The following is a 15,930-nucleotide window of genomic DNA, read 5'->3' as shown; positions in this document are numbered from 1 at the left end:
CGCGCCGGCCCATGCAACCGCGGCCCACGATCGCGCGGCCCGGCTACGGGCAGGGGAACCAAAGTCGCCCTATTCGACGGCGGCGCCTATTGGCATATGGCGATTCAACCACCGCTTCGGGGAGAACGGCGATGCGCTGACTGCCGCCGTCATGGCTTTCCTGAAGGCGAGGGTCGCCTGAACGCGCCGGCACTCCTGAAACTGGATCACGTCAAAGTCGTTGACCGGACATTGCGGCATGAACACTTGTCGGCTCAATTGTCCGGGGACAATCGGACGAGAGGGAACGCGATGAATGGCGCCGATGTGCTTTGCGATGTGCTGCTGGCGAATGGCGTGAATGTCTGCTTTGCCAATCCCGGTACCTCGGAAATGCACTTCGTCGCCGCGCTCGACCGCAAGCCGGAGATGCGCTGCGTGCTCGGTCTTGCCGAGGGTGTGGTGACGGGTGCCGCCGACGGCTACGCCAGGATGACCGACCGCCCGGCCGCGACGCTGCTCCACACCGGCCCCGGATTGGCCAATGGCCTGGCCAACATCCACAATGCCCGGCGCGCCCGCGTGCCGATGATCAACATCGTCGGCGACCATGCTCCTATCACCTGCCGCTCGACGCGCCGCTCACCAGCGACATTGAAGGTCTCGCCGCGCCGATGTCGAACTGGGTCCGCCGCATCGCCGGTCCGGCCGACGTCGCGCCGGCCGCGCAGGCGGCTTTTCGCGCTTCGCTGACGCCTCCCGGCATCGCTACGCTGATCCTGCCGGCGGATGCGGCGTGGGGAGAGGCCAGTCCGCTCCTGTCGGCCAAGGTAGAGCTTGCGGCGCCGCCTTCGGTCGATGCAGCTATCGTGCGCAAGATTGCCGGAGCCATTCGCGTCGCGCCCGGTCGCGTCGGCATGATCCTGCGTGGGCCGGCCGCGCGTGAGGATGCCTTGGAAATCGCCGGACAGATATCGGCGGTTTCGGATGTCCGGCTGTTCAGCGACGTTCTGATCGCCCGGATGCAGCGCGGCCGGGGCCGCGTTGCGCCTACCCGCGTTCCATATCCGATCGACTCCGCGCGCACCCTCCTTGCCGACATCGATCTCCTGATCCTCGTCGGAGCCAGTGAACCGGTGGCGTTCTTTGCCTATCCCGGAAAGCCGGGCCGGCTTGTGAGCGAAGGCTGTGAAGTGATGTCGTTGGCCGAGCATGGCGAGAATTTGAAGGCGGCACTCGCTGCGCTTCGCGACGAACTGGGCATCAAACCGTCGCAGCCGGTGCCCGTCGCCACGGCCTTTCCCAATGAGCCGGCCCCGCGCGGCAAGCTGACGGACGACGCGGTTGCACTTTCGGTAGCCCGGAAGCTGCCGGAGAATGCGATCGTCTGCGACGAGGCCGTCACCTCGGCGCGGCGCTATTTTGCGCTCTCGGCCTTTGCCGCCCCGCACGATTACATGATGGGCACAGGCGGATCGATCGGCGGCGGCATTCCAATGGCGACTGGCGCGGCCATCGCCTGTCCTGGCCGCAAGGTGCTGAATCTGGAGGCGGACGGCAGCGGCATGTACACGGTGCAGGGATTATGGACCCAGTCGCGGGAAAAGCTCGACGTGGTGACGATCGTCTTTTCCAACCGGACCTACGCCATCCTGCACGGCGAGATGCGCAATGTCGGGGTGAACGCGATCGGCGAGAATGCCAGGCGAATGCTCGACCTTGATCAGCCGGCTCTGGACTGGGTTTCGCTGGCAGCCGGCATGGGGGTGGAAGCAGCCCGCGCTGACACATGCGAGCGCTTCGACGCGCTGCTCGACAGCGCGCTGTCGCGTCCGGGGCCGTTCCTCATCGAAGCGGTGATCTGAGCGGCCCCCGGCCCGCCGAGCTTACCAGCGTGTCTTCTCACCAGGTGCTGCAGGCTCAATCGCCAGCGCGTGCACGCCGGCCTTCAATTCGTCGGCAAGGAGGCGATTGACGGCGCGGTGGCGCTCGATGCGGTTCATCCCGGCAAAATTCTGCGAGACGATACGGACGCGGAAATGGGTCTCGCCGGTGCCGTCGAAGACGGCCTCGTGGCCGTGCTCGACGTGGTGATGGCCGGCGTGAAGATGGCTTTCGTTGATGACGGTGAGCCTTTCCGGCGAAAATGCCGCCTTCAGCTTGTTTTCCATCGTCGACTGTATGGACATCGGGGCTTCCCTTCACCACATCTGCGGTACCGCCGCAAAATCTGTGCTTTCGACCGCTTTAGGCCGCGATTCAGCGGTTAGGGCGATCATCGGCGAAATGTCAATTCTTGTTTCGCGGTAGCGAACAGCCCATAAATGGGTGAGGATGAAACCGTATCCCAAATATTTCGAGAAAATTCGCATCCGGCCGGAAAAGGACGCGGAGCTGAAGTCGCGCGCGCCGATCTGCCAGTGGGACGGTTGCAGCGAGGCCGGTACGCATCGCGCGCCGGTCGGGCGCCTGAAGGAGGGCGAGTATTTCCGCTTCTGCTTTGAGCATGTGCGCGAATACAATAAGAGCTTCAACTACTTCTCGGGCGTGTCGGACAGCGAGATCGCCCGCTTCCAGAAAGAGGCGCTGACTGGACACCGGCCAACCTGGCGCATGGGCGCCAATGGCGGCGGCATGCGTTCGGCACCCGACTTCGCGCAGCAGCGCTCCGGGCGTGCAGGCTACTACAACCGCATGCGCGATCCCTTCAATCTGTTCGGCGGCGGAACGCGCGAAGTGCGCGAGCGCAAGGCAAAGCCGCTTGAGGCCAAGGCGCTGGAAACGCTTGGCCTTGATACAAAGGCGACTGGCAAGGATATCAAGGCACGCTATAAGGAACTCGTAAAGCGCCACCATCCGGATGCGAATGGCGGCGACAGAGGTTCGGAAGACCGTTTCCGCGATGTGCTGCAGGCCTATCGCGTGCTCAAGCAAGCAGGGTTGTGCTGAGCGACCCTACGGTCCATGTCGTTTTCCAACTTTCATAAGGTTGGAAAAGGCTCTAAGACCGCCCCCGAACAAATCGATTGCCGGCGAAACGCGGCGTTTCGCCCGTGGAGACGTTGATAGAGATGAACAAGGTCGATCGCGACATCGCCAACCTGCCCGATACGACGGTGCCGGTGAAGGAGAAATTCGGCTTCGACTCCAAGATGGTGGTTCCGGCCTATTCGGCGGCGACCGAGCACGTGCCCGACATCGACCCGGACTATCTGTTCGACAAGGCAACGACTTTGGCGATCCTCGCCGGCTTCGCCTACAACCGCCGCGTCATGGTGTCGGGCTATCACGGCACCGGCAAGTCCACCCATATCGAGCAGGTCGCCGCGCGCCTGAACTGGCCCTGCGTGCGCGTCAATCTCGACAGCCATGTCAGCCGCATCGATCTCGTCGGCAAGGACGCCATCGTCGTCAAGGAAGGCCTGCAGGTCACGGAATTTCGCGACGGCATCCTGCCCTGGGCCTATCAGCACAACGTCGCGCTCTGCTTCGACGAGTACGATGCCGGACGCCCGGACGTGATGTTCGTCATCCAGCGCGTGCTGGAATCGTCGGGCCGGCTGACGCTGCTCGACCAGAGCCGCGTCATACGCCCGCATCCGGCCTTCCGGCTGTTCGCCACCGCCAACACGGTGGGTCTCGGCGACACCACCGGCCTCTATCACGGCACGCAGCAGATCAACCAGGCGCAGATGGACCGCTGGTCGATCGTCACCACGCTCAACTACCTGCCGCACGACAACGAGGTGTCGATCGTGCTGGCCAAGGCCAAGCACTATCGCGACAGCAAGGGCAAAGAGATCGTCAACAAGATGGTGCGCGTCGCCGACATGACGCGCTCGGCCTTCATCAATGGCGACCTGTCGACGGTGATGAGCCCGCGCACGGTCATCACCTGGGCCGAGAACGCCGAGATCTTCGGCGATATCGGCATGGCGTTTCGGCTCACCTTCCTCAACAAATGCGACGAGCTGGAGCGTTCGGTGGTCGCCGAATTCTACCAGCGCGCCTTCGGCGAGGATCTGCCGGAGAGCGCCGCCAACGTGGTGCTGGGGTAAGGCGCGTGCCGGCAGGCTTGGCCTTTCGGACCACAACGCGCAGGGAATGATCGATGGCGGGTCCGGGCGACAACACGCGCAACAAGGCGAAGAACGGGTCTGAAGCGGACAGCTTCAAGCGCGCCGTCACCGTCTGCATGCGCGCCGTCGCCGGCGACAAGGATCTCGAGGTCGGCTTCGCCAAGGACCGGCCGGCGCTGGCCGGCAACCGCGCCAGGCTGCCCGAGCTGCCGAAGAAGGCCTCCCGCACCGACATCGCGATCACCCGCGGCATCGGCGATTCCATGGCGCTGAAGCGCGCCTGCCACGATCAGCGTATCCACAGCAAGCTGGCGCCGGAAGGCAAGCTCGCGCGGGCTATTTTCGATGCCGTCGAGCAGGCCCGCGTCGAGGCGATCGGCAGCCGCGCCATGCAGGGCGTGGCCGACAATATCGGCTCGATGCTCGAGGACAAATACGCCAGGGCAAACCTCGTCGACGTCAAGGACAAGGCCGACGCCCCGCTCGAGGAGGCGGTGGCGCTGATGGTGCGCGAAAAGCTTACCGGCCGCACCGTGCCGAAGAGCGGCGAGCGACTGGTCGATCTGTGGCGGCCCTGGGTCGAGGAAAAGGCCAGCAGCGACCTCGACGGCCTGTCGTCCAGGCTCGATGACCAGCAAGCCTTCGCCCGCATCGTGCGCGACATGCTCGTCTCCATGGAGATGGCCGAGGAACTCGGCGACGACCAGGAGACGGAAGACTCGGAGGACAACGAGGAAAACGAGCAGCAGGGCGAGGAGCAGAGCGAGGAAGGCGGCGAGGACGATTCCGGCTCCGAACAGTCGCAGTCCGAGGACGCGGAGGCTTCCGCCGACGAGGAAGAGTCGGCCGAAACGGAGGCGACCGACGCCACATCGGACGACCTTTCGGACGAGGATGATTCCGACGCCGAGACGCCAGGCGAGGCGCGCCGCAACGACAATCCCTTCCTCAACCTGCCTAAGGAAATCGACTACAAGGTCTTCACCACCGCCTTCGACGAGACGGTCGGGGCCGAGGACCTTTGCGAGGAAGAGGAGCTCGACCGGCTGCGCGCCTTCCTCGACAAGCAGCTCGCCAATCTCTCCGGCGTCGTCGGCCGCCTGGCAAACCGGCTGCAGCGGCGGCTGATGGCGCAGCAGAACCGCTCCTGGGATTTCGATCTGGAGGAGGGTTATCTCGATCCATCCAGGCTGGTGCGCGTCGTTATCGATCCGATGCAGCCGCTGTCCTTCAAGCAGGAGCGCGACACCAAGTTCCGCGACACGGTGGTGTCGCTGGTGCTCGACAATTCGGGCTCGATGCGCGGGCGGCCGATCACGGTTGCCGCGACTTGCGCCGACATCCTGGCGCGCACCCTGGAGCGCTGCGGGGTTTCGGTGGAAATCCTCGGCTTCACCACACGCGCGTGGAAAGGTGGGCAGGCACGCGAGAAGTGGCTGAAGGACGGCAAGCCGTCGAATCCGGGCCGGCTCAACGATCTGCGCCACATCATCTACAAGTCCGCCGACCATCCGTGGCGGCGCGCGCGCCGCAATCTCGGCCTGATGATGCGCGAGGGCCTGCTCAAGGAAAACATCGACGGCGAGGCGCTGCTTTGGGCGCACAACCGGCTGATCGGCCGGCCGGAACAGCGCAAGATCCTGATGATGATCTCGGACGGCGCGCCGGTCGACGATTCCACGCTCTCGGTCAACCCCGGCAACTATCTGGAGCGCCATTTGCGCGCGGTGATCGATCTCATCGAGACGCGCTCGCCGGTGGAGCTTCTAGCCATCGGCATCGGCCACGATGTCACGCGCTACTATCGCCGCGCCGTCACCATCGTCGATGCCGAAGAGCTGGCCGGCGCCATGACGGAGCAATTGGCATCGCTGTTCGGCGAGGAGAGCGCGCGCGACACGCGGCGCGGTGGCTTGAGGCGCGCCGGATGATCCTTTCGCGGGGCGGATTCCGGCGGACGGCTTTTGTTTGCGCGCTGGTCTGTTCGGCCGCCTCTCCGGTCTTCGCCGAGGGAGGCGCTGCGGTCGAGACGATCGAAGTTTCAGCGCGGCCGATCACCGAGTTCCATATCGGCCGCGACCGGAAACAGTTCGGGTCGCTCGAGTTCGTCGGCGGGCTGGAGATGACCTCGCCGTCGCGCGATTTCGGCGCACTTTCGGCTTTCCGCTGCCTCAAATCAGGCAGCGATTTCATCGGCGTCACCGATACCGGCTTGTGGTTCTTCGGCACCATCACCCACGATGCCGACAAGCGCCCCTCGGGCGTGTCGAATTTCCGCATGCAGCAGATGGTCGACGCCTCGGGCCAGCCGATCGAGAAGAAGTGGGAGGTCGACGCCGAAGGCCTCGCGGTCAAGGACGGTATCGCCACCGTCGGTTTCGAGCGCGACCAGCGCGTCGTCCAGTTCAAGGTCGAGCCGGACAATATGAAGGCGCCGTTCAAGACGCTCGACTATCTGGTCCCGGCGCGGGAGCTGCGCCAGAACCGCGGCTTCGAGACGGTCACACACGCCAACCCTTACGGCCAGCACGAGGGCGGCCTGGTCGTGGTGTCGGAAAAGAGCCTCGACAAGGCCGGCAACATCTATGCCGCCATCATCGAGGGACCGAGGAAGGGCGTCTTCACCGTCAAGCGCAACGGCAATTTCGACATCACCGACGGCGCCTTCCTGCCCGATGGCGACCTGCTGCTACTCGAACGCAGCTTCTCGATGGCGCGCGGGGTGAAGATGCGGCTGAGGCGTATCTATGGCGAGAGCATCGAGAAGGGCGCGGTCGCCGACGGCCCGGTGCTGATCGACGCCGATATGGGTTACCAGATCGACAATATGGAAGGGCTCGACGTCTGGACCCGCGACGACGGCGCGCTGATGGTGTCGTTGGTGTCGGACGACAATCAATCGATCCTGCAGCGGAACCTCTACCTGGAATTCATCCTGCACCAGGACTGAGCGGCGCTTGGTTTCGTTCAATTCGCAACGGAAATCCGCTGCGCATTTGTCCCGAAGTTGCCCACCCTCAGCGGACTCTGTAGATCTCGACCGGCTTGCTCGCCGTCGCGCTGTCCAGTTCCAGCCAATCGGGAACGTCCCGCTTCAGCAGCCGCGCGGCCAGGCCCGTGGGAGCTTGGGCGGCGAGCGAAAGCTCTTCCGAATTGCCGCGGCATATGGCGACCAGCCCGACATGCTCGCGCTCGACGATGGCGCGGGCGGCATCCGGCGCTCCCATGAAGGCGTCGAGCATGGCGAGATTGCCGCCGACATTGCGATGATAGGGGCCGGCCAACGCCCTATGGCCGGTAAACATCAGGATGGGGGAGCCGAGATTGGAGGACGCAAGCACCGTCGTTGCCGGCATGCCGGCCAGGTCGCCGAAGTCCGAGGCCTTGCCGCAGGTCAGCGCATGATCGGCATCGGAATTGATCTTTGCGGGTGCCTTTTGGACCACGGACTGCGCGGCGACGGCGACGCCGGCCCAGGTCGCATTGAGCGACACCAGCCATGCCGCCGCGATGCGGATGGAGACGCGCCACGAGTGCGCGGCGCTTGCCTGCAGGCGAACCCCGGCGATCCAGGTCGAGAGCGGCAGCACCGCGAAGGCAACCGAGAAGGTCGAGCCGCGCACCTGCCATAGGCTGACGGCGAAAGCGACGATCAGCAGCACGGCGGTAAGGGCTTCCTCGCGGCGCAGGCGGCGGCTGCGCAGCTGAAGGCCAATCAACAGGATAGCGATGAAGGGCGTCACATAACGCGCCGCCATCAGCTTCGGCTCGTTGACGGCCACGCTGAGGAAGGGCTGCGCCTCAACGACGTCGTTCAGCCAATAGGTGCGAATGCGCTCATCCATGCCGGCATAGGGGGATGCCAGGCATTGCGGGAAGAACAGGAGCGCAACGGCCGCAATTGCAACGGCCAACGCGGACATTGAGAGGAACCGCCTCTTAGCCGTCGACTGTCCGGGTAGACCCGCAATCGCCGCGAGTCCAAAGCCCGACAGCGCCGCGATGACGAATTGGAAAGCCGAGAAGGCGTCGCACTCGGCCACGCCCCAGGCCGACGGCGGTATGGTGGCAACAAGAACCACCAAGGCTATCGCGGCAAATCCGATGCCGAAGCCGCGCGCGGTCTGGCGTTCCCTTTCATCGAAGATGAAGAGCACGGCGGCGCAGGCGCCAAGTGCGGCCACATAAGGCGCCGTCTCCATGCCGACGGCAAGGGTGAGGCCTGCGCACAGGCCGGACAGAAGAGCGGCTGACCGCCGGAAGGGAGCCTCAGTCATAAGCCAGAGACTGGCTGCCGTGAGCAGGAGCTGGACGTTGTGGTGGTCAAGCGTGCCAGGGTGGAAGATGCCGATAAAGAACAGCGCCGCAGTGGACAGGACCAGCGCAGGCATCGCCACGTCCGTACCGGCGAGACGCCGGGAGGCGCGCAGGATGACGAATATGGTGAGTCCATACAGGGAAAGCGGCCAGATGATCTGCGCTGCCTTTTCAGCGGCAGCCGTGCTGGCGCCCAGGGCCTGGAAGGTGAAGATGATCAGCGCGATCGGGGTGTCGACCAGCCGCGACCAGTGCATGACGAAGCCGCCGGTCAGGCCCATCCTGTATTGATGAAGATCGAACCAGCCCTGTCCAGCCAAGAGGTCGCGAACTTCGACCAGCCTCAGCATGCTGTCATTGTCGGCGCCAAGGTCCGCGATCGTTGGGAAGCCGGAGATCGCATTGAGCCCCAGCACGAGCAGCGTCGCGCAGAGCGCAAGCAGAAGGTCATGTTTCCAACCGGTGCCCTGGATGGTCATGCTGATGGCAATGTCCTGGATCGTTTTGGCGATCCTGCACCAATGGCCGTAACAAAGCGTAAAGCCGCGAAGGGCCGCTTCAAGGGTCAGGCGATGGCCGGCTGGCTCCAGCGGGCGGCAAGCAGCCGGTAGGGGATCAGTGCCACCACCGCGATGATCAGTTTGACCGAGAGATCGCCAAGCGCCCAGGACACCCAGCGCATGGTTTCGACAGGCATCACGCCCATCAGCGGTGCCGTCTCCAGCGCGAAGCCGTCGTTCGGCCCGACAAAGGCGAAGGCGGCGGAGAAGCCGACGCCGAAGAACACCACCGTGTCGAAGACAGAGCCGACCAGCGTGCCGACGATCGGCGCGCGCCACCAGCTTTGCCGGCGCAGACGATTGAACACGGTCACGTCGAGCAGTTGTGCGGCGAGGAAGGCGGCGCCGGACGCGGCCGCGATTCGCACCAGCCGGTCAGCGGCGGTCTCGAACGCGATCAGACCGTGGCGGAACAGGAAGGGCGGAACGAGGATCGAGCAGACGACCGCCGTCATGAAGCCGACGAAGGCCACTTTGCGCGCCACCGCCGGGCCGTAGCGACGATTGGCAAGATCGGTGACCAGGAAGGAGAAAGGATAGGTGAAGGCGCCCCAGGTGAGCAGGTCGGCCAGCGACAGGCCGCCGATCTGGCCCTGCATCGGGAACTGGACAAGGATGTTGGACGCCACGACGACAAGCGCCATGGCGGCCACGAAAGGCAGGTATCGTGAAAGGAAGTTCATTTTTTTATCCTGGGTAATGGAACCAGCCGAGCGTCATGACGGCGCTCACTGTCCGAGCACCAGTTTGGAGCCGGTGCTCGAGGCGGTCGTCCCCCGCCTGAAAAGAGAGCTTTAGGCGGCCGACTGCTCGGCGAGCTTCTTCGCGATCTGCTTCTTCAGCAGGCGAGCGCGCTGCGACAGCTCCTTGGCGTCGGCCTTGGCCAGGAACGCGTCGAGGCCGCCGCGATGCTCGACCGAACGCAGCGCGTTGGCCGAAATGCGCAGGCGAACGTTCTGGTTCAGCACTTCGGAAATCAGCGTCACATTGACCAGGTTGGGCAGGAAGCGACGCTTGGTCTTGTTGTTGGCATGGCTCACATTGTGGCCGGTCTGGACTGCCTTGGCAGTGAGCTCGCAGGTGCGGGACATCTTGTCTAACCTTCAGTTCTAAACCTGCCAAACCATTCTGCCCGCGCCAGGCGGCGCGCGGTCTCGGTCAGGCGGCCTTTGGAAAAGTTGGCGTTCCATAGTTGCATTTCGCCACTACGTCAAGCTCCGGCACCTACGCGGCGGCCAAGCTCGCTCCATATAAAGGCCGGAATTCGTCGTATAAGCCCTGCGCGAAGGGATTGCCAGGCTGGAACCGTTGCGTTTCCGCCAGTATCAAGGACCTGCCGCCGCCATGCTTCGCCCCTCCCAAGCCCTTGCCGCGCTGCTCGCCGTCGCTGTGCCTACAACCGCCTTCGCTGCTGCCTCGCCGCAGTCCTTCAAGGGCGAATACACCGTGTCGTTCCTGGGCCTTTCGGTCGCCAGGGCAACGTTTTCCAGCCGTTACGACGGCGACACCTATGCCATCAATGGCACCGTCTCGGCCGCCGGCATCGCCAAGCTGTTCGACGATACGAAAGGCACGATCTCGTCGAAGGGTACGATTTCGGGCCAGCAGATGCGGCCGCGGGCCTTCCGGGCCGACTATACTTCCGGCAAGAAGGCATCGGTGGTCGACATACGCTTCGCCGATGGCGACGTCTCCTCGACGAAGGTCGTTCCGGAGCCCGGCAAGCGCGATCCCAAGAATTGGGTGCCGGTCGGCTCCGGCGACCTGAAATCGGTGGTCGATCCGATGGCCGCGACCGTCGTCCATGCCGACAGCCTGGACAAGGTCTGCGGGCGGACCGTCAAATTCTACGATGGCGAGATGCGCGCCAACCTGTCGCTAACCTATGCCTCGAAAGGCTCGATCTCGGTGCCGGGCTACAAGGGCGACACCGTGACCTGCAAGATGGGCTTCGAGCCGGTGGCGGGCTATCGCAAGGGCCGCAAGGCGCTGGACTTCCTGAAGAACAAAAGCCGCATGATGGTGACATTTGCACCCGTCGGCCAATCCGGCGTATATGCGCCGATCCGCGCCACGGTCGGGACCCAGATCGGCCCGCTGACCATCAGCGCAAGACGGTTCGAAGCAGCCGAATAGTTAGGCGCCACGGCGCGCCGCCGGGGATGGGGCATGGGGCGCGCAACACTGATCGGTTTCTCGGCGGACGCCCTGTGGGCGCTGTTTGCACTGCTCACCAAAGCCTCGGGGCTGCGCAAGCCGGCGACCGGCGGAGCGCGCGCATGATGCCGTTTCCGGGCGGCATCGACGCCAATCCCAATGCGACGCTTCTGTTCTCGATCGCCGCCGCCGCGATTTACGTCCTTGCGCTCGAGCTGCCGCCACGCCTCGCCCGTTCCGCCGCCAAGACGCTGGCCGTGGCCTTGTTGGCGGCGCTCGCCGTCATGCAGGGCAGTCCGCCGCTGCTCGTCGCAGCGCTGGCGCTCAGCGCCGCCGGCGACGCGTTCCTCTCCCAAGACGGTGAAAAAGCCTTTCTTGCAGGGCTGGCGAGCTTTCTTGCCGCACATGTCGTCTATGTCGCCTTGTTCCTGAACGCCGGTGGCGGAATCGGCCTGCTCACCGCCGAGTCCTGGCGCGGCGCCATTGCGCTGGCGCTGGCGGTTTTCGTTATCACGATGCTCGCCGCGCTTTGGCGGCGCGTCGGAGCTGCCCTGCGCGTTCCGGTCGCCGTCTATGCCGGGGCGATCCTCGCCATGGGTGTTTCGGCGCTCACGACCTTTCATCCCTGGGTCATCGCCGGAGCCGTGCTGTTCATCATATCGGACGGGCTGCTGGCGGCAGAGCGCTTCCTGCTGGCCGCGAGCTCGCCGCATCGCGTCTGGATGCGCTACGCGGTCTGGGTGCTCTATTATGCGGCCCAGTTGGCGATCACGCTTGGTTTCCTGCTGGCCTAGGCTGTTTTCGGCTGCCAGTCCGGCTCGGCCAGCTCGAAGGCTGCGAAATCGAAGCCCGGTGCCACCGTGCAGCCGACCAGCGTCCATCCGCCGAGGCTGCGCGCCGACTGCCAACAGCCGGCCGGGACCACGATCTGCGGCCGCTCGCCGGCGGAAAGTGCCGCGCCCAATAGATGTTCGACGACGGTGCCGGAGCCTTCTTCGTGCGTGGCGAGAGCCAGCGGCGCGCCGGCATAGAAATGCCAGACCTCGGCCGCGTCCTTGACCCGGTGCCAGGCCGAACGCTGGCCTTGCTCCAAAAGGAAATAGATCGCGGTCGAATGGCCGCGCGTGCCACCCTCCGCGTCGCGAAACGTCTCGGCATACCAGCCGCCCTCGGGGTGCGGCTCGAGGCCGAGCGCGGCGATGATTTCGGCGGCGCTGGTCATAAAGGAGCGCTCAGAAGTTATCCTTGCGCTTGCGGATCTCGGCGAACACGTCCGTATCGCTCGCCCTCTCCATGCCGAGATGTCTGCGGATCGCCGGGTCGTGCCAGCGCAGGAACGGATTGGTCGACAGTTCCTCGCCGATCGTCGTCGGCAGGGTCGGCTTATTGTCGGCGCGCAGCTTCTCGATCCTGGCGGCGCGCTCTTTCAATGCTGAATTGCTGGGGTCGACGGTCAGGGCGAAGCGCGCGTTGGCCAATGTGTATTCGTGGCCGCAATAGATGACGGTCTCGGCCGGAAGGGCGGCAAGCTTCTTCAGCGATTCGTGCATAACCGGCGGCTTGCATTCGAAGAGCCGGCCGCAGCCCAGCGCAAACAGCGTGTCGGCGGTGAAGGCCACCTTCGAGGCCGGCAAATGGTAAGAGACATGGCCGGCGGTATGGCCGGGCGTCTCGATGACCTCGATCTCTTCCTCGCCGAGGCGGATGACGGAACCCTGGCTGACCGTCTCGTCGATGCCGGGGATCTTCGCCTGTTCCGCTTCCGGTCCGACGATGGTGAGCTTGAAGCGCTCCTTCAGGGCAAGGTTGGCCTCGACATGGTCGCCATGATGATGCGTGGTCAGGATCATCGTCGGCGTCCAGCCGGTGCGCTTGATCGCGGCGAGGATCGGCGCTTCTTCCGGGGCATCGATGATCGCCGTCTGCCCGCTTCTGGGGTCATGCACCAGAACGCCGAAATTGTCGGTACGGCACATGAACTGTTCGATTTCGACCGGCATCACGTCGCTCTCCGTTATGGCCGCAGACATAGGGCGCCCGGCCGCCGATGTCATCCGCCTTTGTTGAACTCGCCGGATATCGCGGCTACCGTCCGGCGCATGCATTCCGATATCGTCGATCTCCGGTCCTTCTATTCGACCACGCTCGGGCGCCTCGCCGAGCGCGCGATCACCATGTCGCTGTCGTCGATATGGGCGCCCGTTCCGAACGAGCGCCTGGTCGGTCTCGGCTACACGCTGCCGTGGCTGGAGCGGTTCGGCGCCGATGCCGAGCGCGTCTTTGCCTTCATGCCGGCGACGCAAGGGGCGGTGGTCTGGCCGGCGACGGGGCCGACGGCGACGGCGCTGGTCTTCGACGAGGAGCTGCCGCTGGTCGATTCCTGCATCGACCGCATGCTGCTCGTCCACTCGCTCGAACATGTCGAAAATCCGCGCGAGACGCTGAACGAGATCTGGCGCGTGCTGTCGCCGGCGGGCAGGGTCGTCATCGTCGTGCCCAACCGGCGCGGCGTCTGGGCGCGTTTCGAGCACACGCCCTTCGGCAACGGCCGGCCGTTCTCGCGCGGCCAGCTCACCGAATTGCTACGCGAGGCCAATTTCACGCCGGCCGCATGGTCAGACGCGCTGTTCTTCCCGCCATCGCCGCGGCGCTCCATGATGCAGTTCCACAACGTGCTGGAGCGAGCCGGCCGGCGGCTCTGGCCGATCTTTTCCGGGGTCATCGTCGTCGAGGCGCAGAAGCGGCTCTACCAGGGCGTGCCTGTCGCGCAGCGCGCGTCGCGCCGCGTCTTCGTGCCGGTGTTCTCGCCGCAGGGCGCAACGACGCTCGGACGTCGGGCCGACGGCCCGGTGCCGCGGGCAGGCGGATGACGCGTTCGTGATCGGGGCCAAGCCTTGCGTCATACGGCAATCGTCACCCTATCTCAGAGGCGGGTTCGGGGTGCGGCATCGCCGCCAATGACCGTTCCTGGCAGCAGGGATCTCGCATATGGACCACACGCCCAGTATCGAACAGGCCGCGTTCTCAGTCGAGACGAGCCGCCTCTCAGACCAGCTGGCGGCGATCAGGCTGGCGCTGAAGGCATCGCCGGTGCGCAGGCGGCTCCTGTGGGCCTCGATCGGCATTGTCGGCGTCATCGTCGCGACCTCGATCGGGCAAGTGCTGCTCAACCGCTGGAACCAGCCTTTCTACGATGCCCTGGCGCGGCGCGACCTGCCGGGCTTCCTGCATCAGCTGATGGTGTTTGCCGCAATCGCCGGCAGCCTCCTGGTGCTCAATGTCGGCCAGACCTGGCTCAACCAGACGATCCGGCTGAAGTTGCGAGAGGCGCTGACGCTCGACCTGATCGATGAATGGATGCGGCCGGCGCGTGCGTTCCGGCTCACCCATGCGGGCGCGATCGGCGTCAATCCCGATCAGCGCATGCAGCAGGACGCGGGGCATCTCTCCGACTTGTCGACCGATCTCGGCGTCGGCCTGCTGCAATCCTTCATCCTGCTTGTGTCCTTCATCGGCGTGCTGTGGGAGCTCTCTTCCGGCTTCGTCTTCCATGTCGGCGGCCATTCGCTGGAAATACCGGGCTACATGGTCTGGGCGGCGATCCTCTATGCCGGCATCGCCTCCTGGCTGAGCTGGCTGGTAGGCCGGCCGCTGATCCGCTTCAACAGCGATCGCTACACGCGCGAGGCCGTGCTGCGCTCCTCCGTGGTCCGCGTCAACGAGAATGTCGACGCCATCGCGCTCGCCCATGGCGAGGCGGACGCCAGGCGGCAGCTCGAGCTCGACCTCGGCGGCGTGCTCGACGCCATGCGGCGCATCTACAGCGCCCAGATCAACCTGTCCTGGGTTACCGACGCCTATGGCTGGATCACCGTGGTGGCGCCGATTCTGGTCGCCGCACCGGTCTATTTCGCGGGCGACATCAGCTTCGGCGGTTTGATGATGGCCGTCGGCGCCTTCAACCAGGTGAATTCCTCGCTGCGCTGGTTCATCAACAACATCGGCGCCATCGCCGATTGGCGGGCAACGCTGATGCGCGTTGCCGACTTTCGCATCGCGCTCGGCGAAACGGACATCCTGCATGCCAAGCAAAACCGCATCGCGTTCGGCGAAAACGCAAATGGCACGCTGACATTCGACAGGCTCGAAGTCGCCTCGCCCGACGGCTGCACCAGGCTTGCGGAGACGGAGGTCGAGATAAAGGCCGGCGAGCGCGTCATGATCACCGGCGATCCGCGCGCCGGCAAGACGCTGTTCTTCCGCGCGATCGCCGGCCTCTGGCCATGGGGCGGCGGCCGCATTGGCATGCCGGCCGGAGAGACACCGTTCTTCGTGCCGCGCACCCCCTATTTCCCGCTCGGCACGCTGCGCGACGTGCTCAACCATGCCGAAGGCATCAAGATCGACGACGACGAGATTTCCGCCGTGCTCGGTGAAGTCGGCCTCGAGCGCCTCTCGTTCCAGCTCGACCGCTCGGCGCGCTGGGAGCATGAGCTGGCCGACGATGAGCAGCGGCTGCTCGCCTTCGCCCGGCTGGCGCTGAGGAAGCCGAAATGGGTGATCATCGACGAAGCGCTGGATACGTTCGACGGCGCCACGCTTCGGCGCGTGCTGGCGATGCTGCAGGCCAGACTGCCGCACGCCGCTATCCTCAATATCGGGCGCGGTCTGCACAACAACCAGTTCTTCCCGCGCGCGCTCACCATCGTCAAGGACAGCAGCGGATCGGCGCTGAAGCCGGCCCGTCTCCGCGCCGGGGCGATCGAACCCCCGCCTGTTGCCGCGCGCGCCAAGAAATAGCTTTATTTCGCCGCGATCGCCGGGAAGAATCCCGGCGT

The 15,930-nt window shown here is 64.9% G+C and carries 14 protein-coding genes and 1 pseudogene; 9 read left to right on the top strand and 6 right to left on the bottom strand.

Annotated features, from left to right (window positions below; genetic code table 11):
- Window positions 1-291 precede the first annotated feature (291 nt).
- Window positions 292-1,844: pseudogene (locus A9K66_RS01955) on the top strand (acetolactate synthase large subunit).
- A gap of 21 nt (window positions 1,845-1,865) precedes the next feature.
- On the opposite strand, the gene A9K66_RS01950 reads toward A9K66_RS01955, so the two are convergent.
- Complete coding sequence (locus tag A9K66_RS01950) at window positions 1,866-2,168, bottom strand: BolA family protein (protein ID WP_067319180.1); 303 nt, start codon at window positions 2,166-2,168, stop codon at window positions 1,866-1,868.
- A gap of 145 nt (window positions 2,169-2,313) precedes the next feature.
- Here A9K66_RS01950 and A9K66_RS01945 point away from each other — a divergent pair, with 145 nt between their 5' ends.
- The 4 genes from A9K66_RS01945 to A9K66_RS01930 all read left to right on the top strand — a co-directional run bounded on the left by A9K66_RS01945 (window position 2,314) and on the right by A9K66_RS01930 (window position 7,008).
- A complete protein-coding gene (locus A9K66_RS01945) occupies window positions 2,314-2,928 on the top strand; it encodes a J domain-containing protein (RefSeq protein ID WP_066990335.1) in 615 nt (204 codons plus the stop codon).
- A gap of 122 nt (window positions 2,929-3,050) precedes the next feature.
- A complete protein-coding gene (gene cobS, locus A9K66_RS01940; RefSeq protein WP_066990333.1) occupies window positions 3,051-4,037 on the top strand; it encodes a cobaltochelatase subunit CobS in 987 nt (328 codons plus the stop codon).
- Between the two features lie 53 nt (window positions 4,038-4,090).
- Window positions 4,091-5,989, top strand: coding sequence for a cobaltochelatase subunit CobT (gene cobT / locus A9K66_RS01935; RefSeq protein ID WP_067319178.1), 1,899 nt, complete (start codon window positions 4,091-4,093; stop codon window positions 5,987-5,989).
- Window positions 5,986-7,008: an esterase-like activity of phytase family protein gene (locus A9K66_RS01930; protein WP_067319176.1), complete on the top strand. Its 1,023-nt coding sequence runs from the start codon at window positions 5,986-5,988 to the stop codon at window positions 7,006-7,008. The genes cobT and A9K66_RS01930 overlap by 4 nt, the downstream gene beginning before the upstream one ends.
- Before the next feature lie 67 nt (window positions 7,009-7,075).
- Here A9K66_RS01930 and A9K66_RS01925 read toward each other — a convergent pair whose 3' ends face one another.
- From A9K66_RS01925 to rpmB, 3 genes are all read right to left on the bottom strand, one after another.
- A complete protein-coding gene (locus A9K66_RS01925) occupies window positions 7,076-8,854 on the bottom strand; it encodes a glycosyltransferase family 39 protein (protein WP_067319174.1) in 1,779 nt (592 codons plus the stop codon).
- Window positions 8,855-8,940: 86 nt separating this feature from the next.
- Entirely contained in the window at window positions 8,941-9,618 is a 678-nt protein-coding gene (locus tag A9K66_RS01920) for a queuosine precursor transporter (RefSeq protein WP_067319172.1), read from the bottom strand.
- A gap of 111 nt (window positions 9,619-9,729) precedes the next feature.
- Window positions 9,730-10,026, bottom strand: a complete 297-nt coding sequence (rpmB, locus tag A9K66_RS01915) for a 50S ribosomal protein L28 (RefSeq protein ID WP_066990317.1) — start codon at window positions 10,024-10,026, stop codon at window positions 9,730-9,732.
- Window positions 10,027-10,279: 253 nt separating this feature from the next.
- Between rpmB and A9K66_RS01910 the strand changes: the two genes are divergently transcribed.
- Together A9K66_RS01910 and A9K66_RS01905 are read left to right on the top strand one after the other, a co-directional pair.
- Window positions 10,280-11,071: a DUF3108 domain-containing protein gene (locus A9K66_RS01910; RefSeq protein WP_067319170.1), complete on the top strand. Its 792-nt coding sequence runs from the start codon at window positions 10,280-10,282 to the stop codon at window positions 11,069-11,071.
- A gap of 143 nt (window positions 11,072-11,214) precedes the next feature.
- Window positions 11,215-11,886 (top strand): lysoplasmalogenase, encoded by a 672-nt coding sequence (locus A9K66_RS01905; RefSeq protein ID WP_067319168.1) that lies wholly within the window; start codon window positions 11,215-11,217, stop codon window positions 11,884-11,886.
- Here the strand turns inward: A9K66_RS01905 and A9K66_RS01900 are convergent.
- Window positions 11,883-12,314, bottom strand: coding sequence for a cupin domain-containing protein (locus A9K66_RS01900; protein ID WP_067319166.1), 432 nt, complete (start codon window positions 12,312-12,314; stop codon window positions 11,883-11,885). The two genes, A9K66_RS01905 and A9K66_RS01900, sit on opposite strands and share 4 nt — an antisense overlap.
- Window positions 12,315-12,324: 10 nt before the next feature.
- Window positions 12,325-13,092, bottom strand: coding sequence for a hydroxyacylglutathione hydrolase (gene gloB, locus A9K66_RS01895; protein WP_067319661.1), 768 nt, complete (start codon window positions 13,090-13,092; stop codon window positions 12,325-12,327).
- A gap of 99 nt (window positions 13,093-13,191) precedes the next feature.
- Between gloB and A9K66_RS01890 the strand changes: the two genes are divergently transcribed.
- Entirely contained in the window at window positions 13,192-13,962 is a 771-nt protein-coding gene (locus A9K66_RS01890) for a methyltransferase domain-containing protein (RefSeq protein WP_067319659.1), read from the top strand.
- A 118-nt stretch (window positions 13,963-14,080) separates the two neighbouring features.
- Complete coding sequence (locus A9K66_RS01885; RefSeq protein WP_067319164.1) at window positions 14,081-15,892, top strand: ABC transporter ATP-binding protein/permease; 1,812 nt, start codon at window positions 14,081-14,083, stop codon at window positions 15,890-15,892.
- Window positions 15,893-15,930 lie beyond the last annotated feature (38 nt).

The organism is Mesorhizobium sp. AA23, assembly GCF_001672435.1.
Lineage (GTDB): Bacteria > Pseudomonadota > Alphaproteobacteria > Rhizobiales > Rhizobiaceae > Mesorhizobium.
Note: the sequence above shows the minus strand (reverse complement) of the source record. Positions and strands in the feature narration are given on the sequence as shown.

Bases quoted from the DNA above. Each gene is read 5' to 3' on its own strand.
- A9K66_RS01950 (WP_067319180.1), bottom strand. From the start codon at position 2,168: ATGTCCATACAGTCGACGATGGAAAACAAGCTGAAGGCGGCATTTTCG.
- A9K66_RS01945 (WP_066990335.1), top strand. From the start codon at position 2,314: ATGAAACCGTATCCCAAATATTTCGAGAAAATTCGCATCCGGCCGGAA.
- cobS (WP_066990333.1), top strand. From the start codon at position 3,051: ATGAACAAGGTCGATCGCGACATCGCCAACCTGCCCGATACGACGGTG.
- cobT (WP_067319178.1), top strand. From the start codon at position 4,091: ATGGCGGGTCCGGGCGACAACACGCGCAACAAGGCGAAGAACGGGTCT.
- A9K66_RS01930 (WP_067319176.1), top strand. From the start codon at position 5,986: ATGATCCTTTCGCGGGGCGGATTCCGGCGGACGGCTTTTGTTTGCGCG.
- A9K66_RS01925 (WP_067319174.1), bottom strand. From the start codon at position 8,854: ATGACCATCCAGGGCACCGGTTGGAAACATGACCTTCTGCTTGCGCTC.
- A9K66_RS01920 (WP_067319172.1), bottom strand. From the start codon at position 9,618: ATGAACTTCCTTTCACGATACCTGCCTTTCGTGGCCGCCATGGCGCTT.
- rpmB (WP_066990317.1), bottom strand. From the start codon at position 10,026: ATGTCCCGCACCTGCGAGCTCACTGCCAAGGCAGTCCAGACCGGCCAC.
- A9K66_RS01910 (WP_067319170.1), top strand. From the start codon at position 10,280: ATGCTTCGCCCCTCCCAAGCCCTTGCCGCGCTGCTCGCCGTCGCTGTG.
- A9K66_RS01905 (WP_067319168.1), top strand. From the start codon at position 11,215: ATGATGCCGTTTCCGGGCGGCATCGACGCCAATCCCAATGCGACGCTT.
- A9K66_RS01900 (WP_067319166.1), bottom strand. From the start codon at position 12,314: ATGACCAGCGCCGCCGAAATCATCGCCGCGCTCGGCCTCGAGCCGCAC.
- gloB (WP_067319661.1), bottom strand. From the start codon at position 13,092: ATGCCGGTCGAAATCGAACAGTTCATGTGCCGTACCGACAATTTCGGC.
- A9K66_RS01890 (WP_067319659.1), top strand. From the start codon at position 13,192: ATGCATTCCGATATCGTCGATCTCCGGTCCTTCTATTCGACCACGCTC.
- A9K66_RS01885 (WP_067319164.1), top strand. From the start codon at position 14,081: ATGGACCACACGCCCAGTATCGAACAGGCCGCGTTCTCAGTCGAGACG.